Genomic DNA, 23,833 nt, shown 5'->3' on the forward strand with positions numbered 1-23,833 from the left:
GCCTCGCGTCGAGCCCGATGAAAAGCTCGGATTTAATGTCGATATAGCCGTCCAGCGCCGGCTCGGATGCGAAGGTCTTGCGCAGTCTACTCGTCTCGATCACGCTCTCTGTTACCCATGTGACGATGGCGGTGCTGATCGCCGTCCTCTCCTTGCCGCTCGTGTCTAATGCATGTCGCGCAAAAGTGTGCAGCGGTTTTGCGAAAACGGCATGCATAAAAACAAGAACCTAAAGCGTGTCGCATGAGGCCGGACGAACGTGACGCGCTTTTATTGTTCTGGGAAGTGTTGGCCGGGCACCGCTGCTCGAAGATGTCAGTCGCGCACTCCTCGGGCTCATCGGTCTGTGGATGGATGGCGCGCGCTGAACCACCGGCAGGCACAAACATGAAGGGGAGGTCGTCGGTGTCATTGCCGGCCTGATCCCGTGTCCGCTGACGCTGTTCGTGATGAGCTTCGCCATGTTGCGAGGCGTTCCCGGAGCCGGCATCCTTTTCGCGATCACCATGATGCTTGGCGTCGCGCTGACACTCTCGTCAGTCGCGGCGCTGTCGATCCTGCTTCGCGAGCGGCTGGTGCATTTCTTCGAGAGTCGGCCCTTTTTGTTCGACCTCATCTCGCGCGGCATAGAAGGTGTCGCCGGCCTCATCCTCGCCGGCGTCGCGGTCTGGCAGGTCGCGGCGCGCTGATCCAGGACTCGGACCAGATTTCTGACTTGCGTCTGCTCATCCGGCCGACGCTTGGGCTGGCGGAAGAGGTTCGCTAGTTCAGGATCTGGGTAAGGAACAGTTTGCTGCGCTGGTGACGCGGATGCGAGAAGAATTCGGAGGGCGTGTTCATCTCGACAATCTCGCCCTGGTCCATAAAGACGATGCGGTCGGCGACCTGGCGGCAAATCCCATCTCGTGCGTGACACACAGCATGGTCATGCCATCCCCAGCCAGCGCGACCATGGTGTCGAGCACTTCTTTGACCATTTCCGGATCGAGTGCCGACGTGGGCTCGTCGAAGAGCATGATTTTCGGGCTCATACAGAGCGCACGCGCGATCGCAACCCGCTGCTGCTGACCGCCTGAAAGCTGGCCGGGATATTTGTGCGCCTGGTCCGGAATCTTCACCCGTTCCAGATAATGCATGGCGGTCTGCTCGGCTTGTGCGCGCTGCATCCTGCGCACCCAGATCGGCGCCAGCGTCAGGTTCTCCAGAATGGTCAGGTGCGGGAACAGGTTGAAATGCTGGAACACCATGCCGATGTCGCGGCGAATTAGGTCTATCTTCTTCAAATCATTGGTGAGTTCGACGCCGTCGACGACGATCTGTCCCTGCTGGTGCTCCTCCAGCCGGTTGATGCAACGGATCATGGTCGACTTGCCCGAGCCCGAGGGCCCGCAGATCACCAGCTTTTCGCCGCGAAGGACTGTCAAGTCGATGTCCTTCAGCACATGGAAGTTCCCGTACCACTTGTTCATCCCGGTCATTTCGATTGCCGGCGGATCATTGGGATCGGGCATGGGCGGAACGCGCTTGGCGGCGGATGATAACATCACAACATTTCCTAGTGAGCGGTGGGGCCGCGCCTCTCCAGGAAGTCGGCGAAGCGGGCGAATGAGAACGAGAGTGCGAAGAAGATCGCGCCGATGAACAGGAACGTCTCGGCCGCCGGCGACGGCCAGTCCGGGTCGGCCAGCGCCGCCTTACCGGAGCTGATCAGGTCGAACAGGCCGACCACCAGGACAAGGCTGGTGTTCTTGATCATGACGATGATGGTGTTGGCCAGCGCCGGGATCGCCACCTGGATCGCCTGCGGCAGGATGACGAGATATTGCGTGCGCCAGAAGGGCAGGCCGAGCGCCGCCGCGGCCTCGTATTGGCCATTCGGGATGGCCTGCAGGCCGCCGCGGATCACCTCGGCGAGATAGGCCGCGGCGAAGATGGTGAGGGCGACCAGCGCACGCACGAACTTGTCGGGCAACAAGGCTTCGGGCAGGAACAGCGGCATCATGATCGATGCCACGAACAGGATGGACAAGAGCGGCAGCCCGGTCGGGCGCCGGCAGGCGTACGCAAGTACCCGAGGAAGGAACCCGCGGGCCACAGGCCAGCGGGTTCGTTCATCGGCCTCATTGCGGTCATTCAAGGGCTCGCTACGGAGTGACTGCTTCTGGCGCGACCGAGCCGGCCGAAGGGTTCGGCTCCGCCCTACTGCCGTGGAGCGTTCTACGTCGCGGTTGGGTGGTGAGCAGACCTCTGGTTCGCTAGAGTCCCAAGTTTCCACAGGGCTGCAGACCGAAACCCGGAAAACGCTTATCTCATAGTAAGCTGATGCATCTGGACCGCCTATGGTGAAGCCGACCGGATCCAACGAGGCAGTGAGGATCGAAGACCTTGACGACGCGGGGCTGGTTGAACACGCGCGTCAGCGTGACCCCGCCGCATTCTGGTTAATCATCAAGCGTCACAATCAGCGGCTTCACCGGGTCGCCCGCGCCGTCCTGAATGACGACACTGAGGCGGAGGACGTACTTCAGGAGACCTATATCCACGCCTTCACCCATCTGGCCGAATTCCGCGCGGAGGCGCGGCTGTCGACCTGGCTCACCCGGATCGCGCTGAACGAGGCGCTGGGACGCCGCCGGAAAAGGCGGCCCACTGTCGACGTGAAAGCCATCGAAGGCATGGTCGCTCCATTCAGCGCCCACAACCCTGATCCCGAAGAAGCAGCCGCGCTCGTTGAAATCCGCGGCCTCCTGGAGGGGGCCGTCGGTGGCCTGCCAGAGCCCTTTCGCATCGTCTTTGTCATGCGGGACGTTGAGGAAATGAGCATTGAGGAAACGGCTTTTCTTTTGGCATTGCGACCTCAGACAGTGAGCACCCGCCTTTATCGCGCACGCCGGCTGCTTCGCGAGGCGCTGCGTGACAAGCTCACCACCGTGTTCACGGATACGTTTCTCTTCGCTGGCGCCCGTTGTGACCGCCTCGCGCAATCAGTCTTAGATCGGCTCGCAATCAGCCTGGTTCGAAAGAATACTCATCTGTTGAATGTGGCGACCGAGCGCACGTAGACGCAGTCCACGCCGAGATTACGCCGGCTTCTTTCGCGGGGCTTTTGTAGCGGGACACGGGAATATTTCGGCGCCCCGGACCATCTAATCGTCGGGCAAATGCATTCGGCGCCGCGGTGCTGACAGCGGTGTTGAATCAACAAACATAGGAGACCGCTATGCAGGGCGCACTTCACCTATCCCGGCGTCAGTCGCTTCAGGGACTTGTCGTACTCGGTGCCGGAGCGGCACTCGGCGGCATCGCGCGGCCTTCTCCGGTATTGGCACAGGACATATCGGACGAGGACATTTTCCGCTTTGCGCTCAATCTCGAATATATGGAGGCTGAATACTACCTCCGCGGCACCACCGGAAAGGGTATCGACGACGCCGATGCCGGCTCGAAACCGGGCGATGTCGTCGGCGGAAAGAAAGTGTCCTTCGAAACACCCGCCATCGGCCAATTCATGCAGGAAGTTGCTGAAAACGAACTTGCGCACGTCCGATTCTACCGCAAGACGCTTGCAAAGAACGCCGTCGACAGGCCGGCCATAGATTTCGATGCGGGGTTCAAGGCGGTTACGGAGGCAGCTGGCCTCGGGCGGGACTTCGATCCCTTCGGTAACGAAACGAACTTCGTTCTCGGCGGCATGCTGTTCGAGGATGTCGGCGTCACCGCCTATGCGGGTGCGGCGACAGTTCTGAAAAACAAAGACTTCCTCGCCGCCGCCGCAGGCATCCTGGCGGTCGAGGCCTACCACATGGGAATGGCGCGATCTACGCTATACCGGAAGGGAGAGAAAGCCTGGAAGGCCGCCAACGCTGTCTCCGATGCCCGAGACAAAATCGACGGATCGGACGATAAGGACCAGGGGATCCAGGTGGACGGCAAAGCCAACATCGTTCCTTCAACGCCGGACGCAATCGCCTTCACCAGAACACCGCAACAGGTGCTCCGGATCGTCTACCTCACCGACAAGGACGGAGTGAGCAAGGGCGGCTTCTATCCGGAAGGGATGAACGGCACGCTCAAAAGCACCTGAGCCAGTTGCGACGGGTGACGATCGGCCGCCGGAAACCGAGCGGCCTGATATCGGCTGCTCTCGGAGAAAGACCATGAATAATGATGATAATGGGAGCCACGGATCGTCAGCTTCGCCACAAGCGAACCTCGGCCCTTCTATGCGCCATGAGTGAATCCTCGCGCTGACGACATTGCTGTGGCTCGTCGGGTAGTACAACGCTACGCTGCCTTGGCCCTAGCCGACACAGCGCTCTTCGCAAAGTCGCGCACGACCTGGACGAATGCCTCCGGTTTTTCGAGGGGCATGAACTCGCCAGCTCCGCTGATGACCTTACCTGTCAAGGCCTCGGCACCAATTGCCTCGATCCCAGCAACATAGTCCTCGATTCCGCGGCCGTCCGCGTTGCCGCGCAGATAAAGCATGGGCGTCCTGATCCGCTTGTGCCGCATGTTCTTCTTGGCGTCCGCCTCGAACGCTCGATACCAGTCGAAGCCGGCCTTCAATGCCTCCGGTCGTTCATAGGCTTTGGTGAAGGCGGCTCGGTGTTTCTCCGTTACCGCCTCTTTCCTCCCGGCAAGGAAATTCGTGAAGAAGTCAAAATACTCCCGTTCGTGACCGGTAACCAGCACCTCGGGCAGCTCCGGTATGGCGTGGAAGGCGAAATGCCAGATATGCGGATTGCTGATCACCTTCGTCCAGGGTTCGCTGCCCGGCAAGACCGTATGGGCTACCACCGCGCCGCGTATGCGCGCCCCATGTTCGCGGGCCGATCCAAAGGCAATCATGCCGCCGACATCAAACCCGGCGACCACGATGTCCTTGGCGCCAAGCTCTTCCGCAGCCGTGAGGACGATATCCGCGAGCACTGCCTTTTCGCCGGTTCGTGGAGCGCCGATAGACTCGCCGATGCCCGGCAGATCAGGGACAATTGCGTAGAAATCCGCCGCGAAGGCGTCGATCACAGTGTCGTAGACCCGACGATTGTGTGGCCAACCGTGTAGCAGCAGCAGTGCCGGATGCTGCGGATTGCCGGTCACGTCGGCGGCCAGAACCAAATCATCAAGTTTCAATATTTCGCTGCGCACCGGATGACACCTAGGGGATCTCACCTCAGTATCGCCGCCAGCCTTGGCAATCTTGCGTCGTCCGGTCCGATCTCAAGCTCGCCATGTGCCATAGGGAGCTGCAAAGCAAGATCGTGTCCCAGGGAGTGGTGTAGCTGACGGCTTGGTCGCCGCGCTCTCCGGCACGGGGCCGGGCTGATCAGCGTGCCACGGCTGGCAGGCTGATCAGAGGATCATCGCTCATTTGGCTGATGGTTTCCAGCGTCATGTATCTGGCGCGCTGCACAGCCCATTCGTCGTTCTGTTCGAGCAGGATCGCGCCAACCAGGCGGACGATGGCGTCATCATTTGGGAAGATGCCGACGACCTCGGTGCGCCGCTTGATCTCGCCGTTGAGGCGCTCGATCGGATTGGTCGAGTGCAGCTTGGCGCGGTACTCCTTGGGGAAAGTCATGTAGGCAAGCACGTCGGGCTCGGCGTCGTCCATGATTGTCGCCAGCTTCGGCACCTTCGGCCGGATCTGGTCGGCGACGGCGCGCCATTGCGTGCTTGCGGCCCCGGGCGTTTTCCTGGGCGAAGGCGGTGGCGATGAAAGCGGAGACCGCGGCGCCCGCTCTTGCCGGCATGGGCCAGCACGTTCCTCATGAAGTGGACGCGGCACCTCTGCCAGATCGCGCACAGCACCTTGGTGACGGCCGCCTTGATGCCTTCATGGGCAGACGTCCATGGTTATCACGATCGAGCTATGTCCCTAGCCGTTCCTGGATGACCTTTGGTGGAAGGCCGAGCCCACAACCTTCTGGCCGATTGATCAACCATGATGCAGAGAAATGGCGAAGGGCGTGCATGCCGCCATACTTGGCCGCCATGACGACTTCGCCGTCCTGGTTTCTCTCTTCGCTCGCGACAGTCACGCCAGCCGACACCTGCGTTGGGAGGAAACCGCGTTTGGTGATGTTCGATCCGCTTTCGATATTGCCGCTTGCTATCGGGAACACCTAGTGCAATTCCCTGACGGGATTGCCCGCGGCGTCGTTGCCAGTCACGCGACGGGGGCAGGCGAGCTTCCAACCAGGGATCGTTCTCTCTCCCGCTTCAGGCTTTGGCCGGCCGATCGCCCCATAGTCGTCGGCGCGCTGGTGAACGCTAATCTGTGCTCGCTCGAAATCCACGTCACTCCATCGCAGCCGGCGAAGCTCCGATGATCGCGTGCCGGTAAAGACGGCAGTGCCGAGAAGCGGGCGCCAGCGTCCCGTCGATGAGGCAAGAATGGCCTTGATCTCTTCGCGCGTCGGTATGTCGACGCTGATCTTGCGCTTGCTTTTCTGTCGCTTTTCCGCCTAGCGCTCCTTGCCTCTGCGCCGCGCGCGGCGGAGGCCCTGACCGGATCGCGTGTGGCCAGGCCGCGTTCCTGCGCGTCAGAGCAAAGCGCCCCAAGCGAACCGAGAGCCTTCCGGGCCATCGTCTGCAATCGGCCTTCGTTGCTTCGTTCCGCAGCTTGTCCGCGAACTTGCGCACCGCCGGCACCGTGATGTGGGAAAGCAGCGTCGTTCCGATGAACGGTTCAATGTGAAGTTTTCAGGTGCCGTTTCCAATGGTCAGTCGATGAACGCTCGAGGCCTTCATTTTTCGCCAGTCGCAATCCAGAACGCTGCGATACCCCGCTTCGCACGACAACAGGGAACGATATCGCCCCCCATGTATTACAAACCCATGGACACTATGGAACCCCACGGCCACGGGATGGCGGCCGATATTTTGACATCGGAAGTTGCCAATGCCAGGCAGCGCATCCACCGGACCGAGCTCGCGCTTCGACGCACTGAAGAAATGCTGGCCGAAAATCTCGCGCTCTGCAGAAGGATACGAACTGCGGTCGAGGCCGCAGACCGATTGGTGAAGATCGATCCCCCCAGCTTTGAAGGACGTCGCGCGGGTTGAACTGGGCCGGCGTTTCGTTCGTCGCGATCTTCAGGCCACCGGCGCCACCACTCTCGCTCCAGAACCGTGCCCGCCACATCGACGTCTGAGCGACACGCTCGCGAACAGCCGGAACCAACGTCGACCACAAGCGGTTTACAAATCGAAGGGACCGCAATGGATTCGGAATAATGGAACTTTTGGATATGGAACTGGCGAGAGCCCGACAGCGGCTTAACCGGGCCGAACGCTCCCTCGAACGTGCAAATGAAATGCTGGATGAAGACTGCGGTGTCGGTATCAACCTCGCGCTGTGCAGCACGATCCGGGCTGCGCAACGACGCGTGGCCGAGGCGAGATCGCGGTTGGCGAAGATCGATCCTGGCAGCACGGACACAGCCGCACGGTTTGAGCCTTTTGGCCGCTAGCCGCACACCGATGTAGCGACAGAGCGAGGTCGGACTCATGCGGCGTTCGCTCGGGCTCGTCAGCATTTTGACGAGTTCTCCAAGGCCATCAATGAACTCACCACCGGCGAAAAACGGCTGCCTCATCCGCCGGGCTGGAGAAACACCAGGGTTCGGCAAAGTACGCGAGCGCCAATGGCTCAGCCTCCACATGGTCCAGTACGAGGCAAGCAGTGATCCTCGCTGCCGTGGTCTGATCGTCGAGCGGCACCATGAGATCATCGGGCTCCAGAAGCAAAACGGCGCCTGGCAAGGTCATGTCATGGAACAAGCTGAGGTCCGAATATGAGTCCCGAGGCGTCTTCGTAACGCTTATCTTTCCCGCCGCTATGGAGTAGCGGCTGGGGAATTTTTGGGACGAAGAATGCTACGTTTCGCTCTCACGAGCTCGGGCAGATCGGTGTCGTTCGAGCCTGTCTCTCGAAAGACGCCAACTATTTGCATTGCGAGCATTTGGTCAGCTTGGGAGGAGCGGGCGATCTTCTCCTCACTGCAGAGTTGGTCGAAAAACGCGTTGGAAAAGGTCCAGATCGGATGGGTATAGACCGGCTCGTTTGAAAGGCATTTTGAACCCCCAAGATTCAGAAGACCGTCGCTGTAGTAGCTGATGCATCAAAAATAGTGCCCGTCAGGATGCACGAGTGAACGGTGTGTAAAAAGCGAACATGAGGCCGGATATGGAATCCCCAACTCTTGGTTGGAGTGCGGCGGGTTTTTCAATGGCGATCTCGCAGCTTTTTCACTGCCTTGGTGAGGGTCTGGCGGTCATGACTTGGCGAAATGCAATTTTTCCGCGCGAAACGTTCCACCTCATAAAACGCATCGATCGATCGATAGGCGGCCTCGGTTCGACGTAGGCTTGGTTGCCCTTGTTCTCGTTCATTTCCGTTTTCCTACTCACTCAGCAGCTGCAAATGAGAATCCGCCCGCCACTTCCTCGATTTGGCGGGCGGATCCCATCAGCGCAGGAAGGGACTCTAGCTGCGCAAATACAATTTCTGGGGACTTTTTGAGCGTCATTTCTGGCTAACGACCATCAACTCGCGACTATTCCAATCACCAAGCAGGTGAGGGAGATGGCGAAAACCGGTGCAAGCAGCCAGCGAGCTTCGTGAACACTGTTCTCCATAGGCTCCTCCCTTGAGGGACCGCAACGAGTACGAACAGACGCAGTTCCGGACGGCTACACTGTGGGGGGCCATTGCGCGCAGCGACTCAGACTTAGGTCCTACGCACGCAAGCCTTAAGGCTCAGTTTGGAACGTCTAGAGAAGCTGCAGGTTTGGGGCGCTTTGGCGCGATGTTTTGCGCCCACGAGCCCACAAGGAGATAGCTATGAGAATTCATCTTTCCACCGCAGTCGCGGGATTCTTGCTGCTTGCAGGTGTCGGCGCCGTAGCCGCTCAGGACGTCGTCATCGAGCCTGAGCAGGAAACCGTCATCAAGGAATATGTCAAGAAGCAGCCGCTCGCATCGGTGAAAGTCCCTGGAGTGGAGCTCAATATCGGTTCGACGTTGCCCGATACGGTCGAGCTTCATGAAGTGCCTAACGTCAAGAAGTATCGCTATACGGTCGTCGACGATCGGACCGTCGTTGTCGACCCGGGCACACGCAAGATCGTCAAGATCATCCAGTGACCTGACGACTCAGAGGACAGCCCGCCGTTCCGAAAGGTACGGCGGGAAGGTCGCGACCGGAGAAGCGCAAGGGGGAAATTGAAGCCGACGATTTGATAGCCGCATCCTTCGTTGACGGGCTGGACAAGCTTTGAGCTCTCCAGAATGCGAGGCGCTGCAATGTCCCTCTCTCCCATTCTATCCTCTGCCGGTCTGACTTTCCAATGCCCGCATTGCAACTTCGCTCGTCAAGAACGGCGGCTGGTTCCAGGTTGTTTCCCATTACAAGTGCGAGGGGTGCGGACGCGAGGTCCGGATTACCTATACCGACACGATTGGGATTTTCCAGAAGCACACGCACTTGGCCATGCCCCCGCCGGGAGCGCGGAAGATTTGCAGGCCCCGAAAGTGAGTTCGAAATGCCGGGCGCCGAGTGCGAGCCGGGAATGCCGGCACTCGCCTGAGATCGGCACGCGCAATACGTCGGCAGCGCTTTCGTCAGCAGCAATCGAGAGATGCGCGAGCACCTTCGGAAGTAGGTCCAGGAACATGCCGGCCCACCCAATGCCCAGAGCAAGATCCGCACCGAGCAACTGAGAGGAGGCTACATCAGAGCAATGAAGACCACCGGTGCGAAGATCAGGAAGATCGCCATTAGTGTGGTCACGGTAATGGCAAGGCGCTCGGTTCGCCTGACGAGTGCAGAGACCTCCTCGTCGCTCGACGAAATGAGATCAACCATCGAGAAATTTGTTGGGTCAGGAGTTTGATTGTCATTTGCGGGTCGGCTTGCGACCTCATCTACGTCCTGTCTGCTCTGGATAAGGTCACAGTTCTTTCCGCTTTGTTAAAGGCATCATATCGATCGAGGCATACAGTGGGCACCCGGCGGACCACCGATGAAGGGACATTGCTCGGCGGCCTACCCGCCTCGGATCATAGCCCCGTGGCGGAGCTAAGTACCTGCCGCTCCATCCGGCGGTACGCAAAGACGCACTGTTCAGCACGGTCGGGGCGCATGCCTGCACGAGCGGCGGCCGGTGAGGCTGGGATCCGATTAAGCTCCGGGGGAACTGAAGCGCTCGCGTCGCGCTGAAGATGGCCGGCACCCATCGGGAGCGGGGGAGGGCATGGGATAGGTGCCGGCCAGGCGGAATCAAGTCCGCCGCCGCGTCAGCGTAGCTGACCCATTCCTCGGTGTCATTGGCTGATTGCCGGGTCGGCGCCCTATCCGTCGCACGCACAGCCCGGTGCTTTGTGGTACTTTCTCTGCCTCGATATGCAGCTATCCCCGCACGCTTTGCCGGCGGAGCAGATTTTGCAGCATCCCTCAACGAGGATGGTCGACCAGGGTATGGACGTTTCGAAACGCCCCAGCCGAAGATTGTCCGCCGGGTGCCTCCGCCGAAGGTCGTCAAGCCCGTTCGCAAACAAAAAATCGCGAAGAAAGTGATTATACCGGTTGAGGACGAGCCTGTTCCTGCGCCTGTCATTCCTTCTGGTGGCGGCGGCGGTGGAAGCGAGGGAGGCGGCTGGGGTTGATCAGGTCAGACGGAAGAAGGATTGCATGAGGCTATCCTCAAGGCCAAACGGGATGCTTCTTCAACAGCCTGCTAGAGGCCGAACGTCCCCTGCATGCTCAGGAGCTCTTATCGGGGTGGGGATGCTGCTTGGAGTGGAACGACTTCTTTCCCTGTGGCCTCCAAGGAGTGGCGCCAACGTCACTTGAGTGCTGCCCATCCAGTCACAAGAATAAGGACAAACGTGACCAGCGCGCCAGAGACGTACAAGATCGTTCTGACACTACCTCCCTTGGCGGCGTTTCCGCCGCGCAGGTAGACTCCCAGGTGGAGGAGGCGTATCGCGACGTGGGTCCAGACCAATATCGCCAAAGTGGCCGGTTCAACGCCAACCATCATGGCTAGCGCCGAGGGCACGACAAGGGGCGCCAGCGCCTCGACCGAGTTCATGTGAACGCGGTCGATCCTTTAGAGCCGGTTCTCGTCGTCTGCTGGGACTACCGGTCCTGCCAGCGCTCCTGCAAACCCTTGGACGAACCTGAGTAGACTGCCAATACGACCGATAGCAAACAGAGCGCGAGCACGCCGAGAACGCTTAACAATAGACTTCCGTCTTGTCTCCACTCACTGGGATCGCAGTGGACCAAACGGTTCTTGCCAGTCACGCCCTCAAAGTCGCCAGCGGTGTCAGGCGGTCGCACCGGGGAAAAGGTCGTGGAACCGCCGCAAGTACAGCGGCCAGCCTTGATCGCTATCAACCCCCCCGCGCACGCCCTCCCAGCCTTCGCCATGGCGTTCGAGATTCCGGTGCTCGATCTCAACCCGGGTTCGGTTCTCCGTCTCAGCCGTGAACCGGACTTCCCATTCGCTGGTTTTGTTCAGGTCGCTCTCAATCTGCCACCGAGGGCTGATGTCCCAGCTCAGAATCAGCCGGCTGGGGGGATTGTAAGCCAACACACGAGCCCAGCGGCACTCGCTGCCGTCCACGCCGCGATCGTAAACGTGGCCCCCGACCCAGGGTTCGAAGATCGTCTCTGCGATCGGTACGGCAAGAAGATTGTGCTCGCGAGGTTTGAATTTCCCGAAATCCTCGGTGAAGACCTTGAAGGCACGCGCGATAGGTGCCTCGACAACGACGAAATGCCTTACGGGCGCGGTTGCAGGAAGCTTGCTCATGGCTGGTCCTTCTTTGGGTGCTCGACGGCCAGTTTGTAGCTCGCCAGGGTCTTGCTCCAGAACTGATCGATTTCCGCGCGCAGACTTGCTAGGCCGTCCGGATCGATACGGTATATTCGTTCCTTGCCTGAGCGCGTGTCGGCCACAAGCCCGGCATCCTTGAGTACTTTCAAGTGCTGAGAGACCGCCGGCCTGGTTACAGGCAGCACACGAGCAAGTCCGCTGACCGAACAAGGCTGTTCGACCAACAATTCGAATATCGTGCGCCTCGTCGAGTCTCCGAGCGCTGTCCAATGTTTCGCGTTAGTTGCCACTAACGCGAACTTAAATCGATGGGCCTGCGCTGTCAACCTGGAGGGATCGACGGAACTCAGCCCTGGTCCAGACCCCGTCGTTAAAAGTTCAGGTGATGTCGCGCGCTACTCGGTGACTAAATGTAAGGTACGCCGCCTCCACTGCTCAATCAGCGCAGCAACCGGAAAGCCGCCCGAAGTCCCTGGGTGAAGATTTCCGGCTGCTCCCATGCCGCGAAATGTCCGCCGTTTTCGGCGTTGCTGAAGTAGACCAGGTTGTTGTAGCAGCGCTCGACCCAGCTGCGCTCGCGCGATAGATCTCCCCGGGGAAGACGGTCACCGCCACGGGCATCTTCACAATGTCACGGCGTTGAAATTGTTGGAATGATCTTCCCAATAGATCTGTGCGGCGGAAGCCCCGGATTCTGTGAGCCAGTACAGCGAGACGTCATCGAGCATCTCATGTCTCGTCACGACCGCTCCGGTTTGCCGCCACTGTCGGTGCATTGAGCGAACTTCAACGCCGCCATCTTTGGGCGGACCTCCGCCGCGAAATGGCTGGCTGAGAACGGTGTGGATCCTGTAGGGGACGGTCGCGATCAGGCGTAGCAGAAACTCTTTGGAAATGGCTGTCGGAGCCTTCTCGTGCAGCTCGACAGGCGAACCCGCGGTTCGGTCGATGGCGACGAACATGTGTAGCTTGCCCTGTTCGGTTCGAACCTCCGCGATATCAACGTGGAAGAAGCCGATCGGATAGGCCTTGAACTTCTTTTTCGCCGGCTTGTCGCCCTCGACATCCGGCAATCGGCCGCTGCCGTGGCGCTGCAGACAGCGGTGCAATGAACAGCGCGTCAGATGCGGGATCGTCGGCTGCAACGCGTAGCGGCAATCGTCGAGCGGCAGCAGAGTGTAGCGCCGGAAGGGACGATGACGGCCTCCTCCTCGGACAAGAGCACTGTCGATCTAGGCTCTCTCGGACCGATCGGCAAATCGGCCACCGAGGTCCGTTCCCGCCATTTGGCAACAGTCTTCTGGTTGATCCCGTAGCGCTTCGCCAGCGCTCTCAGGCTCTCTTGACTGTTCTGTATCGCTCGAGGACCGCCTCTGTCGTCGTGGCGTGCCCATGCAGAACCTGGCCCATAGCGCATCACTTGATTCGGAGGACAAGGATGCCCCATCAAAATCTGGGATCAAACATCTGGTCGACCTGAGCTTTTCGCTAACCAACCCTGCCAGTCCGCCTCACGACAGCGGACATAAGGGCTGCCCAAGGGTCCCACCTGTCAGATCGATCAGTCCGTTTTAGGTTAGCCTGCCACGTCAGCTCGGACTGGAACGTCCCTATCTTCCTGCAGGGCTCCGAAGGTGCCGGTCTGCTCTCGGCCCTACAGCGGCCGGGCGGCAATGCGCCCCACCGCGGACGTTCGAGTCACTTCTCTTTGTTGACCGAAGCTGCGATCCATCCGGAGCTCAATACGGAAGGTGGCAGACCTTCTTGTCGTCAGCATATTTAAAGCGCCACGCGCGGTGAATTGGCGGGCTCCAGGGCTCGGATTAGCGTCGCTTCATGCGAAGCGTGCAACGAGTAAGGACTATTGTTTAGCGGGAGACAAAGATCAGGCGACAAGTGTACGCGGTTCTCGTCTTATCGAAAACACCTGCTGCGCTCCGTCAGATCTTCCGGCTGGCCAGCAGCCTTGTCAGCCAATCCGGATCCATTTCCGGCACGGAGGATAAAAGCCGTTCGGTATAGGGGGCATGCGGCGGCGTGAGAATTTCGCTCTTTAATCCCTGCTCAACGACTTTCCCCTGGTGCATGACCACAATCTCGTCGGCGATCGCCCGCACGGTGGCAATGTCATGGGTGATGAAAATGTAGCTCATGCCGAGCTCGCGCTGAAGCCGCATTAACAGCTTGAGGATTTCCTCCTGCACAATCTGGTCGAGCGCAGACGTGATTTCGTCGCAGATGATCAGTTCCGGATCGGCGGCCAACGCTCGGGCGATGCAAACGCGCTGCTTCTGGCCCCCCGACAGTTCGGCCGGCAGACGATCCAGGTAAGTTTCGCTCATCTCGACCATGTGCATGAGTTCGCCGATCCGCCGATCCCGCTGCGCTCCCTTGAGGCCAAGATAGAATTCAAGCGGCCGAGCTATGACTTCTTCGACTGTCTGGCGCGGATTTAGGGCGTTGTCGGGCATTTGATAAATCATCTGTATGCGGCGCAGAATCTCTTTTGGGCGCGTCTTAAGGGACCTGGAAAGGGCCTGGCCGGCAAAGGAAATCGATCCCGAAAGCGGCGGCAACAGGCCGGTAACGACGCGAGCGAGCGTCGATTTCCCGGAACCGGACTCGCCGACCACAGCCACTGTTCTTCCACGCGGAACTTTGATGGAGACGTCCTGGAGCACCTTCACCGTCCGGGCATAGGCCGCGGTGACATTGTCTATCGTAAGCAGATATTCATCGGCCGGAACTTCGGGCTTGGCGAGCTTGCGCACGGCCCAGAGCGTTTTGGTATATTCCTGGCTGGGCGAGGCGAGCATCTGGCGCGTTTCTGCCTCCTCCACGGTAAGTCCATCGCGCAAAACCATGATGCGATCCGCCATTTGCGCCACCACCGCCAGATCATGCGTCACATAGATTGCAGCCGTGTTGAATTCCTCCACGATGTTGCGAATGGAGGCGAGAACTTCGACCTGCGTCGTCACATCGAGCGCCGTCGTTGGCTCGTCGAAGACGATGAGGTCCGGACGACAAGCCATCGCCATCGCGGTCATTGCCCGTTGCAACTGTCCGCCGGAAACCTGATGAGGATAGCGGAAGCCGATGGTCTCCGGATGTGGAAGCTGAAGACGCCGATAAAGATCGACGGCACTCCGGTTCGCTTTCTCTCGGCTGGCAATCCCATGCGCCACCACAGTTTCGACAGTCTGGTCGAGGAGCCGGTGGGCCGGATTGAAAGAGGCCGCGGCGCTTTGTGCGACATAGGCGATACGGGAGCCTCTGAGGCGACGCCGCCCTGTTTCGCTGAGTGCCAGAAGATCGAGCCCGTCGAACAGGATCGAGCCCTGTGTGATACGGCAGCCCGGCTTGGCGTAACCCATCGCGGCGAGGCCAATGGTGGATTTGCCGGCGCCTGACTCGCCGATCAGGCCAAGAACCTCCCCCTGCTTCAGCGCCAGATCGACCCCGCGGACAATGGGATGCCATCGCTCGTCCGAGAAGCCCTCGACATGGAGATTGCGGATCTGCAGCAGATCCTTGCCTTTTTCGCGCGACCCCGGACCGCTACTTTTCATCGCGCAACCCGCTGGTTGCATGCAGGAACCAGTCCACGACGAAATTCACGGAGACTGTAAGGAGGGCAATCGCGCCGGCCGGCAGCAGCGGCGTGACATCGCCGTAGGTGATCAGGGTCGCATTCTCGCGCACCATCGACCCCCAATCGGCGGTCGGCGGCTGAATACCGACGCCCAGGAAGGACAGTGCCGCGATCGTGAGGAATACGAAGCAAAATCGCAAGCCGAACTCAGCGACCAGCGGCGGCATGACGTTGGGAAGGATTTCCTTGGCGATGATCCATTTCGGGCCTTCGCCGCGCAATCGCGCCACTTCGACATATTCCATCACTGCCACGTTAAGCCCGACGGCGCGTGCGAGCCGAAAGACACGGGTAGAATCGAGCAGCGCAATGATGATTATCAGGCTGGTGATCGACGAGCCGAATATCGAAAGCAGCACCAGGGCGAAGATCAGGCTTGGGATCGACATCAACACGTCAACCGCACGCGACAGTATCTGGTCGAGCCATCCCCTGTACAATGCGGCTAGAAGGCCTAGCGAGACGCCGACTGCGAAGGACAGCAGTGTGGTCGCGACGGCGATACCGATGGTGTTGCGCGCACCGTAAATCAAGCGTGTAAGCATATCGCGGCCGAGCTGGTCGGTTCCCAATTTGAACTGCTGGCTCCACGGTGCGAAGGCTTCGCTGAAGACCTGCGTTTCGCCGTATGGGGCGATCCAGTGCGCGAACACCGCAACGATGACATAGCCGATGATGACGAGGATGCCGAACCAGGCACTGAAGGGTGCCTTCTTCAGCGCCGTTTTGGCCCGGGTGGCGCGCGAGCGCCTCAGCCTGTGAACCTGAGCGATGGGTTCGTAGCTGGTCATCGTGGATGCAAGAGCCTGGGATTGGTGGCGATGGAAATGATGTCGGCAGTCAGATTGAGGAGGATATAGGTCGCCGCGAAAATCAGGGCACAAGCCTGGACAACCGGAACATCCCTTGATTTGACCGCGTCAACCATCAGCTGACCGATGCCGGGATAGACGAACACCACTTCGACAACGACCACTCCGACGACGAGATAAGCAAGATTGAACGCCACCACCGTGACGATCGGAGCCCATGCGTTGGGCAAGGCATGCCTGAGTACGATGGCCATGGGCGACATTCCCTTGAGCCGCGCCATGTCGATATAGGGGCTTGCCAGCATGTTGATGATCGCCGCTCGTGTCATGCGCATCATGTGGGCGACGATGACGAGCGTAAGCGTGGTTGCCGGCAAAGCTACTCTCCAGACGTGGTTCCAGAACGGCGTCTGGTCGTTCACGTTGGACAAGGTCGGGAATTTGGGAACTGCGTTGAGTATCCAGTTCAGTGACACTGCGAGCCATTGCGGCAGGGATTGTGCGAACTCGGATCCGATGAACGTGTCGCGCGAGATGACCAGGTAGGCAAGCATATAGGCGACGAAAAACTCCGGGAACGAAATGGTTGTCAGCGTCACTGCGTTCACCAGCCGGTCGAACCAGCCATTGCGGTAGAGCGCAGCGAGGACGCCAAGTCCCAGGGCCAGCGGAACTGCGATCAGCGCGGTCATCGACGCGAGGAACATCGTATTGTAGAGGCGCGGCGCGATGATCTCGGCCACGGTGCGCCGATACCCGGTGCGGCTCGCGAACGAAGAGCCGAAATCCCCGTGGAGCATCTGCCCGACCCAGACGAAGTAGCGCTCGACAGGCGGACGGTCGATGCCAATTTCTCGCTGGAAGGCGGCGACCGTTTCGGGTGTCGCGGATTGCCCGAGCGTCGCCTTGGCGAAGTCGCCCGGCAGCATTGCGATCGCCGAGAAGATAATGATGGACACGATGAACAGCGTGACCAGGCCGAGGCCAAGGCGCTGCAGAACCGTTCTTGCGACGGGGTTCATTTGCACGCGTTTCCCGTTGCGGCCGCTGCCCTGCCACATCCGGCAGGGCACACCGGGGCCAACCGGACCCTCGCAACCATCGCGGGTCCGGCCCGCACTCTCACGCAGTGGCGATCCACCAGCGTTCGGCCATCTTCAGTCCATCGTTCTCCCAGTTCGGCGCCACTTCGCCATGTGCGAGCTTATTGGATTTGGCGCTGACGAAATTGTTGAAGACCAGTACGATGCTGCCGCCATCATCATGGGTCAGTTGCTGCATCTCGGCATACATTGCCGCCCGCTTGGCCTCGTCGGTCTCGGCGCGCGCCTGGACAAGCAACTCGTTGAAGCGGGGATTTTTCCAGAACGACTCGTTCCAGCTGGAGTCCGCGGCGAAGGCTTGCGTGAACATCCAGTCGGCCGTCGCGCGACCGCTCCAATAAGAAGCGCACCAAGGTTTCTTGAGCCAGACATTGTCCCAATATGCGTCCTCGGCCTCGCGCACCACGTTTACGTCGATGCCGCACTGGGCGGCCGTCTCGCGGATGAGCGCAGCCGCGTCCACAGCGCCTGCAAAAGCGGCATCCGCAACCGAGAGGTCCACCTTCAGTTTTTCCATCCCGGCCTTTTTCAGATAATGCTTGGCTTTCTCCGGATCGAAACTGTGTTGCGGCTGCGGATTCGTGGCGAATTTGATTGCCGGCGCGATCGGGTTGTCGTTGGCCACGGTGGCGTGGCCGAGAAAGATCTTGTCGACGATCTCCTGACGGTTGATCGCCCATTTCAAAGCCATTCGGACGTCCGGATTGTCGAACGGCGCCATCGTGACATTCATCGGCAACGTATAGTGGCCATAGCCGGTGACCTCGACGATCTCCACCTTGGGATTGCGTTTCAACATGCCGAGGGTCTTGAGGTCGGCGCGGCCAATATAGTCCACCTCCCCTGTCGATAACGCGGCCATGCGAGCGGCGAGATCGGTGATGGCGATGAACTCCACCTCGTCGAGATAGGGTTTGCCGTTCTTGAAGTAGTTCGGATTGCGCTTGAGCTTGGCCGAAACTCCGGGCTGGAAGTTCTCGAGCACGAAAGCACCGGTGCGAACGCCCGATCCCCAATCCGCCTTGCCGTCCTTGGCCGGCATGATGACCAGATGGTAGTCACTCATGATGTAGGGGAAGTCGGCATTGCCGCTCTTCAACGTGAAGACAACCGTCTCCGGGCCGTCCGCCTTGATGCTGGCGACCGGTTCAAGCAGCGGCTTCGCCGCCGATTTGGTTTCGTCGCCCATATGGTAGCGCAGCGAAGTCACGACGTCGTCCGCCGTCACATTCTTGCCGTTGTGGAAGATTGCGCCCTTGCGCAGCTTGAAGACCCAGGTTTTGGCCCCGTCGGATGATTCAAAGCTCTCGGCAAGGTCCGGATGGACGTTGCCTTTCGCGTCGACCTCGGTGAGGCTGTTGGACATCGAGCCCGAGAACGCGGTTTGTGTGAACGTATCCGGGTAGCCGGCCGGATCGATCGAATCCGTTGTTGCGCCATGTGCCATGCCCAGCTTGGCGAAGCCGCCCTGCAGCGGTTCGGCCCGTGCCGTGCTGACGAAGAGCTTGTCCGCAGCGGCGACGCTCAGCCCCGCGGCCAGCCCAAGATGAATGAAGTCGCGGCGAGAAATCTTGCCGCGACCAATCAGGCTTTGAGCGATAGCAAGCTTGTATTCAGATTCTGACATTTGACTCTCCCATTGCGGATTTTCCGCGTTATTGTTCGTCAAGCACCTGTGAAGAAATCTGCTCGTCAGCCGCGATCACCCTTTCTTCTGACCGCTCAAATCCGCACCTCGATCAGGCCGTCACATAGATGCTGCCCGCCTCGACGGTGACTGGAAATGTGCGCGCGCGAACGGACGGATCGACCAGGGCCGCACCTGATTTGATGTCGAATTCCCAGCCATGCCAGGCGCAGCGCACGATCTCGTTTTGGCGGTGATAGATGAATTGCGCCCCTTTGACCGGTGCAGTTGTTCCGCATTGCGGCCCCTCGCAAAGCGGAGCGCCGCGGTGCGGACAAACATTCAGCAGCGCGTGGAATGAATCTCCGATGCGGAAAACGCCGACCGAAAGGCTGCGGATCTTGGCGATGAAAGGAGACCCGGTTTCGATCTCGTCGACGCGGCAGATGTATGTCTTCTCGGGCATCGTCTGCTTCCTCAGGCGGCATTCGCCGCTTGCGCGCGGGGGATGCGCTTGTAGACCTCCAGCGCATTCAGGCCCATAATCTTGCTCTTCCAGACGGGAGGGATTTGCAGCGTATTGGCATCGTCGTAATCCCAATGCGGATAGTCGGAGGCAAACATCAGCGTGTTTTCGCCGTCCATCGCCTCGAGAGTGGACCAGAGATGCTGAATATTTGCGGGCTGCTCCAGCGGCTGCGTGGAGAAGCGGATGTTGCGCCGGCAATATTCCGAGGGCAGCATCTTCAGCCATGGCGTCTCTTTGCGCAGCGCTTTGTAATCGGCGTCAAGGCGCCACAGTACCGAAGGCACCCAGGCAACGCCGCACTCGATGACAACGAAGTAGAGGTCCGGCCATTTTTCGAAGACGCCATGCGCAATCATGCTTGCGACATGTGAAATCGCCGACATGTGCAGGATGGCGTGCGTCTCCCAGAAGAACGTCGTTGGGGCCGGAGCAATCGCGGTCGAATTCACGCCGCCATGGCCGCCCAGATGAATGGCAAAGGGCAGCCCCACCTCGGCGCATGCTTCATAGATCGGGTGGTAAAACGGATCGCCATAGGGCTTGACGGAGCCTTGCGAGGCAAGAACCTGAACCATGCGCGGGTGATTGCCCAGACGGCGTATCTCGGCGGCCGCGAGCTTCGGATCCTGTGGCGCGACGATGATCGAGCCCATGAAGCGATCGTCCTTCGGCAGCCATTGGTCGATCTGATAGTCATTGTAGGCGCTGACGAGGGCGCTGGCATAATAGGGATTGGCGAGGGTGGAAGCCTCGATCGGCTCGTCGCCGGTCAGGATCGCCACATCGACCTTGTACTTGTCGAGGTGTTTTTCCTTCATGATGAGATAGTTGTCGGCTTCCGTTTTCGGACGGACGTCCTTGCGGGAGAAGTCCTGCGGATGAAACCAGGGACGATGGCCATGCGGGAAGGCGCCAACGGGACCTGTCTTCTCGCCTTCGACGAACATGTCCCTCCACAGGCCGGAAAGGTAGGGCTCCAGTACAGTGGCGCTTGACCAGTAATTGTGACAATCGCAGTCGACTATGAACACGTTGCTCAGCTCCGTAGCTTCAGCCTGGTCGATGCTGCCGGCCGATTTCTCCCATGCAGCTTCCGCCTTGAGTATTGTTTGATCAAGCTTATGATCCAGCGCAATATGATCGACTTTTTCGATTGGAGGTCACGTGCAGCTAGATCACATCGAAACCTTTCTCGACATCATCGAGTCGCGAAATTTCAATCGCACCGCCGATCGGCTGGGATTGACCCAGTCGACGATCAGCACCCGGATCAGGAATCTGGAGAGCGCGATCGGGTCCGAGCTCTTCCAGCGCGGGCGCGCCGGTGCTGAGCCGACAGCCGCAGGACGGCGGTTCGAAGCCTACGCCAGATCCCTGCTGTCGACCTGGTCGCAAGCTCGACACGACGTGCGAGCGTTCAACCGGTTCGAGGGCACCTTGCGCATCGCCGCACAGGTAGGCATGACCCGTTCGGTCCTGCCCGGATGGGTCGAGACACTGTGCCAGGCCCTTCCAAAATCCTCGATCCACGTCGAGTCGGACTATTCGAACCAGATGGTCAGCGACCTAAGCATGGGAAATCTGGATATCGCCGTCCTTTATGCGCCTCGCTACCTGCCTGAGATCGCCTACGAACACCTGATGGTCGAGGAATATGTGATGGTTTCGACGGCTGCCAGAACGCTGTCCGACGTCGACCCTGAAACCTACATTCGCCCGGGCTACACCGCCGTGCTGGAAAAGACGCACGCAGAGCTGTTGGCCGAGTTAACGATCTGCCGGCTTTCGACGGGATCGGAAACTCTGGCGGAGATCATGCTCCGACGAACGGGCGGCACCTGCTATATGCGTAGCGACGATGCGCGCAGGTTCACTGCTGAACTCCCATCGTTTCTCGTCGAGGGAGCGCCGACGCTGCACCAGCCAGTCCACACCGCGATACTCGCGCGCCGCAAACATGAACCAATTATTCGCAAAGGCATCCGAGCTCTCCAGGTTGCTGTAATGTCACTGGAAGTCTAATCGAAATTACCGATCATAAAGGCAGGATTGCGCGGCTGTTCAGCGGGGTTTGAAGTGGCATCTTGGCTCGACTTCAAACCCGAGTTGAATGATGAATGCATACGCGGCCTTTGCAGCCTCCGGCTTCGTCCCAACAAAGCGTCACCGGCATTGGGCACAGACCACACCGCAGCTTGTGCTCTGCCGGCGCGTGATCAACGAAACGCACGATGTGAAAACATTCGTTCTCACACCCGCTTCAGATCGGATGTTCTGCTTCAGCGCTGGCCAATATGTTCTGGTGCACCTGAGGATCGACGGTGCCGCGGTGACGCGCTCCTACTCTGTTTCGTCACCGCCGACGCGACCGCTCGATCTTCAGATTACCGTGAAGCGGACGCCGGGCGGGCTCGTTTCGAATTGGCTGCATGACAATTTGAAGCCGGGCGACGGGATCGAGATCGAAGGGCCGCTCGGCTCGTTCAATCTCGACGATCTGCCGCATGCAAAGTCCCTCTTCCTTTCAGGTGGCAGCGGGATAACTCCCGTGATGTCAATGCTGCGCGCATTTACCGACCGCGCAGCCGACCAGGATATCCACTTCATTCATAGTGCGAGAACGCCGGACGACATCATTTTTCGGCTCGAACTGGACGCACTTGCCGCTCGCTTTCCCAATGTTCATGTGACTTGCATTTGCAGTCACGGAGACCCGGCCTGGACGGGTCCAACCGGGCGAATTAACAGTGAGATGCTCCTGACCTTGGTTCCCGATCTCCACAGCCGTACGGTGTTTGCCTGTGGGCCGGAATCCTACATGAAGGCTGCACGCAGCTGCCTCGATGCAATCGGGCTCGCCCGTTCACAGTATCATGAGGAGAGCTTCGGAGGCGGCAACAGTTCGCGTTCGGTACCGGCTTCAAAGGTTTCGTCGTCGGTCCGCTTCGTCAGGTCTGGCGTTGCGCATGACTGCGCGCCCGGAGAGACCTTGCTGGAAGTGGCGCGCCAATGTGGCGTCTACGTCCCCACCGCCTGCCAGCAGGGAGTTTGCGGCACGTGCCGGATCGCCAAGCTGTCCGGCGAAGTCGTCATGGATGACCTGGGCGGACTGACATTGGACGACAAATCGGCAGGCTACGTCCTGGCGTGCTGCAGCCGCCCGCAAGGCGACGTTTTGCTAGATCTTTAACCCCGGGTGAGTTTGGATTGAAGCCCAACGTGTCCGCTTCGAAGCACCACACGAACTTCGGCCTCAGGCACGTTCCCTCATGAATTGAAGAGACGATTACTGCTTTGGGTCAGCTCACGACAACGCTCGCGCCTGGAAACTGGCGCAGTTCCCGTTCGTGCGCGAACTCGACGGCTTCGACTTCGACGCGCAGCCATCGCTGGATCAGGGACAGATCAGGGAACTTGCGACCTGCCGCTGGATCGCCCACGACGACACAGTCCTGTTCCTTGGCCCTCCGGGCACGGGCAAGACCCATCTTGCAGTGAGCCTTGGCCGCGAGGCAATCCGCCAGAATTACAACGTGCAGTTCGTCACGGCAGCCACGTTGGTGGCGATGTTGGCCAAGGCCCACAGCGACGGCTCGCTCGACAAGCAGTTAACGATCCTGTCACGGCCGAAATTGCTGATCATCGACGAGCTCGGATATCTTCCCTTCGAGCCCAATGCCGCCCACCTCTTCTTCCAACTGGTGTCCCGCCGCTACGAGAAGGGATCGATCCTGATTACCTCCAACCGTTCGGTGGGTGAATGGGGGAGCGTTTTTGGAGATCCCGTGGTGGCCACGGCAATCTTGGATCGCCTGCTTCACCATTCAACGGTGATCACCATCAGGGGGGGACAGCTACAGGCTGCGCGAAAAGCGACGGTCCGGCCTTCTGCAGAAGGTCGGCTCGGTGCCCGAAACAAACCAAACAGCAAACCAATGAAGGGGTCAGTTCTTCAGTTCGCCAAAGGGTCAATTCCTGGATTCGTTTGACACCTAAGATTGGGCCGTCCCCTTGTCCATCACAGACGGAAGTGTCTGCCCTTGAGCATCAGGATATCCGGATCATCTTCCTCGTCTTCATCGGGTTCGTAAGCGGCCGGTGCCTCCAGCAGGTCGATTCGTCTGAGCTCCGACCGCCCATGGGAGCGTCCAGCGACAGCGTTTTGAACGTGTCGTATTGCCGATTGTAGCCGGCCACAAATCGTCCAGCCGCTTGCCATGCGCGCGATATAACGAGAGTTTAGCCAGTCCGCCA

Annotated in this window: 21 protein-coding genes and 6 pseudogenes; 11 read left to right on the forward strand and 16 right to left on the reverse strand. The window is 59.6% G+C overall.

Annotated elements, in window-relative coordinates:
• Positions 1 to 80 precede the first annotated feature (80 nt).
• Together NKI70_RS28835 and NKI70_RS28840 are read left to right on the forward strand one after the other, a co-directional pair.
• Positions 81 to 167 (forward strand): annotated as a pseudogene (locus tag NKI70_RS28835) (ABC transporter permease); the annotation flags it as partial.
• Between the two features lie 225 nt (positions 168 to 392).
• A pseudogene (locus tag NKI70_RS28840) lies at positions 393 to 689 on the forward strand (ABC transporter permease); the annotation flags it as partial.
• Positions 690 to 762: 73 nt separating this feature from the next.
• On the opposite strand, the pseudogene NKI70_RS28845 reads toward NKI70_RS28840, so the two are convergent.
• Positions 763 to 1,511, reverse strand: a pseudogene (locus NKI70_RS28845) (amino acid ABC transporter ATP-binding protein).
• Positions 1,512 to 1,555: 44 nt separating this feature from the next.
• Positions 1,556 to 2,029, reverse strand: a complete 474-nt coding sequence (locus NKI70_RS28850) for an ABC transporter permease subunit (RefSeq protein WP_352725696.1) — start codon at positions 2,027 to 2,029, stop codon at positions 1,556 to 1,558.
• A gap of 310 nt (positions 2,030 to 2,339) precedes the next feature.
• Here NKI70_RS28850 and NKI70_RS28855 point away from each other — a divergent pair, with 310 nt between their 5' ends.
• Positions 2,340 to 3,062 (forward strand): RNA polymerase sigma factor, encoded by a 723-nt coding sequence (locus NKI70_RS28855; RefSeq protein ID WP_352693759.1) that lies wholly within the window; start codon positions 2,340 to 2,342, stop codon positions 3,060 to 3,062.
• A 158-nt stretch (positions 3,063 to 3,220) separates the two neighbouring features.
• Complete coding sequence (locus NKI70_RS28860; RefSeq protein WP_502894653.1) at positions 3,221 to 4,084, forward strand: ferritin-like domain-containing protein; 864 nt, start codon at positions 3,221 to 3,223, stop codon at positions 4,082 to 4,084.
• Positions 4,085 to 4,284: 200 nt separating this feature from the next.
• On the opposite strand, the gene NKI70_RS28865 is transcribed toward NKI70_RS28860, so the two are convergent.
• Positions 4,285 to 5,136, reverse strand: a complete 852-nt coding sequence (locus NKI70_RS28865) for an alpha/beta fold hydrolase (protein ID WP_352693757.1) — start codon at positions 5,134 to 5,136, stop codon at positions 4,285 to 4,287.
• Positions 5,137 to 5,329: 193 nt separating this feature from the next.
• A pseudogene (locus NKI70_RS28870) lies at positions 5,330 to 5,853 on the reverse strand (transposase); the annotation flags it as partial.
• A gap of 107 nt (positions 5,854 to 5,960) precedes the next feature.
• Between NKI70_RS28870 and NKI70_RS34090 the strand changes: the two are divergent.
• From NKI70_RS34090 to NKI70_RS28885, 3 genes are all read left to right on the forward strand, one after another.
• Positions 5,961 to 6,335 carry a hypothetical protein gene (locus NKI70_RS34090; protein WP_502894652.1) on the forward strand — a complete coding sequence of 125 codons (375 nt, stop codon included), beginning with the start codon at positions 5,961 to 5,963 and terminating at the stop codon, positions 6,333 to 6,335.
• A 493-nt stretch (positions 6,336 to 6,828) separates the two neighbouring features.
• Positions 6,829 to 7,071 (forward strand): hypothetical protein, encoded by a 243-nt coding sequence (locus tag NKI70_RS28880; protein WP_352693755.1) that lies wholly within the window; start codon positions 6,829 to 6,831, stop codon positions 7,069 to 7,071.
• A gap of 170 nt (positions 7,072 to 7,241) precedes the next feature.
• Positions 7,242 to 7,478 carry a hypothetical protein gene (locus tag NKI70_RS28885; RefSeq protein ID WP_352693753.1) on the forward strand — a complete coding sequence of 79 codons (237 nt, stop codon included), beginning with the start codon at positions 7,242 to 7,244 and terminating at the stop codon, positions 7,476 to 7,478.
• A gap of 97 nt (positions 7,479 to 7,575) precedes the next feature.
• On the opposite strand, the gene NKI70_RS28890 is transcribed toward NKI70_RS28885, so the two are convergent.
• Positions 7,576 to 7,788 (reverse strand): hypothetical protein, encoded by a 213-nt coding sequence (locus NKI70_RS28890; RefSeq protein ID WP_352693751.1) that lies wholly within the window; start codon positions 7,786 to 7,788, stop codon positions 7,576 to 7,578.
• A gap of 1,063 nt (positions 7,789 to 8,851) precedes the next feature.
• Here NKI70_RS28890 and NKI70_RS28895 point away from each other — a divergent pair.
• Positions 8,852 to 9,154, forward strand: coding sequence for a DUF1236 domain-containing protein (locus NKI70_RS28895; protein WP_352648076.1), 303 nt, complete (start codon positions 8,852 to 8,854; stop codon positions 9,152 to 9,154).
• Positions 9,155 to 9,737: 583 nt separating this feature from the next.
• Here NKI70_RS28895 and NKI70_RS28900 read toward each other — a convergent pair.
• The 11 genes and pseudogenes from NKI70_RS28900 to NKI70_RS28950 all read right to left on the reverse strand — a co-directional run bounded on the left by NKI70_RS28900 (position 9,738) and on the right by NKI70_RS28950 (position 20,610).
• Entirely contained in the window at positions 9,738 to 9,875 is a 138-nt protein-coding gene (locus tag NKI70_RS28900; RefSeq protein WP_352725698.1) for a hypothetical protein, read from the reverse strand.
• A gap of 979 nt (positions 9,876 to 10,854) precedes the next feature.
• Positions 10,855 to 11,103, reverse strand: a complete 249-nt coding sequence (locus tag NKI70_RS28905) for an MAPEG family protein (protein ID WP_352725700.1) — start codon at positions 11,101 to 11,103, stop codon at positions 10,855 to 10,857.
• 237 nt (positions 11,104 to 11,340) lie between these two features.
• A complete protein-coding gene (locus NKI70_RS28910; RefSeq protein ID WP_023678366.1) occupies positions 11,341 to 11,829 on the reverse strand; it encodes an SRPBCC family protein in 489 nt (162 codons plus the stop codon).
• Positions 11,826 to 12,143 carry an ArsR/SmtB family transcription factor gene (locus tag NKI70_RS28915; RefSeq protein WP_023678365.1) on the reverse strand — a complete coding sequence of 106 codons (318 nt, stop codon included), beginning with the start codon at positions 12,141 to 12,143 and terminating at the stop codon, positions 11,826 to 11,828. Before NKI70_RS28915 ends, NKI70_RS28910 begins: the two co-directional genes overlap by 4 nt.
• Before the next feature lie 540 nt (positions 12,144 to 12,683).
• Positions 12,684 to 13,263, reverse strand: a pseudogene (locus tag NKI70_RS28920) (transposase family protein); the annotation flags it as partial.
• A gap of 530 nt (positions 13,264 to 13,793) precedes the next feature.
• Positions 13,794 to 15,425, reverse strand: a complete 1,632-nt coding sequence (locus NKI70_RS28925; protein ID WP_352725702.1) for an ABC transporter ATP-binding protein — start codon at positions 15,423 to 15,425, stop codon at positions 13,794 to 13,796.
• Positions 15,415 to 16,299, reverse strand: coding sequence for an ABC transporter permease (locus NKI70_RS28930; protein ID WP_352725704.1), 885 nt, complete (start codon positions 16,297 to 16,299; stop codon positions 15,415 to 15,417). The genes NKI70_RS28925 and NKI70_RS28930 overlap by 11 nt, the downstream gene beginning before the upstream one ends.
• On the reverse strand, positions 16,296 to 17,342 hold the full coding sequence (locus tag NKI70_RS28935) for an ABC transporter permease (protein WP_352725706.1): 1,047 nt from the start codon (positions 17,340 to 17,342) through the stop codon (positions 16,296 to 16,298). Before NKI70_RS28935 ends, NKI70_RS28930 begins: the two co-directional genes overlap by 4 nt.
• A gap of 100 nt (positions 17,343 to 17,442) precedes the next feature.
• Positions 17,443 to 19,050 carry an ABC transporter substrate-binding protein gene (locus NKI70_RS28940; protein WP_352725708.1) on the reverse strand — a complete coding sequence of 536 codons (1,608 nt, stop codon included), beginning with the start codon at positions 19,048 to 19,050 and terminating at the stop codon, positions 17,443 to 17,445.
• 112 nt (positions 19,051 to 19,162) lie between these two features.
• The gene (locus NKI70_RS28945; protein ID WP_352725710.1) at positions 19,163 to 19,516 is read right to left on the reverse strand and encodes a Rieske (2Fe-2S) protein; all 354 of its coding nucleotides are present in this window, start codon (positions 19,514 to 19,516) and stop codon (positions 19,163 to 19,165) included.
• 11 nt (positions 19,517 to 19,527) lie between these two features.
• Positions 19,528 to 20,610, reverse strand: a complete 1,083-nt coding sequence (locus NKI70_RS28950) for an amidohydrolase family protein (RefSeq protein WP_352725712.1) — start codon at positions 20,608 to 20,610, stop codon at positions 19,528 to 19,530.
• Between the two features lie 133 nt (positions 20,611 to 20,743).
• Between NKI70_RS28950 and NKI70_RS28955 the strand changes: the two genes are divergently transcribed.
• From NKI70_RS28955 to istB, 3 genes and pseudogenes are all read left to right on the forward strand, one after another.
• A complete protein-coding gene (locus NKI70_RS28955; RefSeq protein ID WP_352725714.1) occupies positions 20,744 to 21,601 on the forward strand; it encodes a LysR family transcriptional regulator in 858 nt (285 codons plus the stop codon).
• A gap of 190 nt (positions 21,602 to 21,791) precedes the next feature.
• A complete protein-coding gene (locus tag NKI70_RS28960; RefSeq protein WP_352694509.1) occupies positions 21,792 to 22,769 on the forward strand; it encodes an FAD-binding oxidoreductase in 978 nt (325 codons plus the stop codon).
• A gap of 136 nt (positions 22,770 to 22,905) precedes the next feature.
• Positions 22,906 to 23,518: pseudogene (istB, locus tag NKI70_RS28965) on the forward strand (IS21-like element helper ATPase IstB); the annotation flags it as partial.
• Positions 23,519 to 23,833 lie beyond the last annotated feature (315 nt).

The organism is Mesorhizobium sp. M0500, assembly GCF_040321165.1.
In the GTDB taxonomy this organism is placed as follows: domain Bacteria; phylum Pseudomonadota; class Alphaproteobacteria; order Rhizobiales; family Rhizobiaceae; genus Mesorhizobium.

Bases quoted from the DNA above. Each gene is read 5' to 3' on its own strand.
- NKI70_RS28855 (WP_352693759.1), top strand. From the start codon at position 2,340: ATGGTGAAGCCGACCGGATCCAACGAGGCAGTGAGGATCGAAGACCTT.
- NKI70_RS28860 (WP_502894653.1), top strand. From the start codon at position 3,221: ATGCAGGGCGCACTTCACCTATCCCGGCGTCAGTCGCTTCAGGGACTT.
- NKI70_RS34090 (WP_502894652.1), top strand. From the start codon at position 5,961: ATGGCGAAGGGCGTGCATGCCGCCATACTTGGCCGCCATGACGACTTC.
- NKI70_RS28880 (WP_352693755.1), top strand. From the start codon at position 6,829: ATGTATTACAAACCCATGGACACTATGGAACCCCACGGCCACGGGATG.
- NKI70_RS28885 (WP_352693753.1), top strand. From the start codon at position 7,242: ATGGAACTTTTGGATATGGAACTGGCGAGAGCCCGACAGCGGCTTAAC.
- NKI70_RS28895 (WP_352648076.1), top strand. From the start codon at position 8,852: ATGAGAATTCATCTTTCCACCGCAGTCGCGGGATTCTTGCTGCTTGCA.
- NKI70_RS28900 (WP_352725698.1), bottom strand. From the start codon at position 9,875: ATGGTTGATCTCATTTCGTCGAGCGACGAGGAGGTCTCTGCACTCGTC.
- NKI70_RS28905 (WP_352725700.1), bottom strand. From the start codon at position 11,103: ATGAACTCGGTCGAGGCGCTGGCGCCCCTTGTCGTGCCCTCGGCGCTA.
- NKI70_RS28910 (WP_023678366.1), bottom strand. From the start codon at position 11,829: ATGAGCAAGCTTCCTGCAACCGCGCCCGTAAGGCATTTCGTCGTTGTC.
- NKI70_RS28925 (WP_352725702.1), bottom strand. From the start codon at position 15,425: ATGAAAAGTAGCGGTCCGGGGTCGCGCGAAAAAGGCAAGGATCTGCTG.
- NKI70_RS28930 (WP_352725704.1), bottom strand. From the start codon at position 16,299: ATGACCAGCTACGAACCCATCGCTCAGGTTCACAGGCTGAGGCGCTCG.
- NKI70_RS28935 (WP_352725706.1), bottom strand. From the start codon at position 17,342: ATGAACCCCGTCGCAAGAACGGTTCTGCAGCGCCTTGGCCTCGGCCTG.
- NKI70_RS28940 (WP_352725708.1), bottom strand. From the start codon at position 19,050: ATGTCAGAATCTGAATACAAGCTTGCTATCGCTCAAAGCCTGATTGGT.
- NKI70_RS28945 (WP_352725710.1), bottom strand. From the start codon at position 19,516: ATGCCCGAGAAGACATACATCTGCCGCGTCGACGAGATCGAAACCGGG.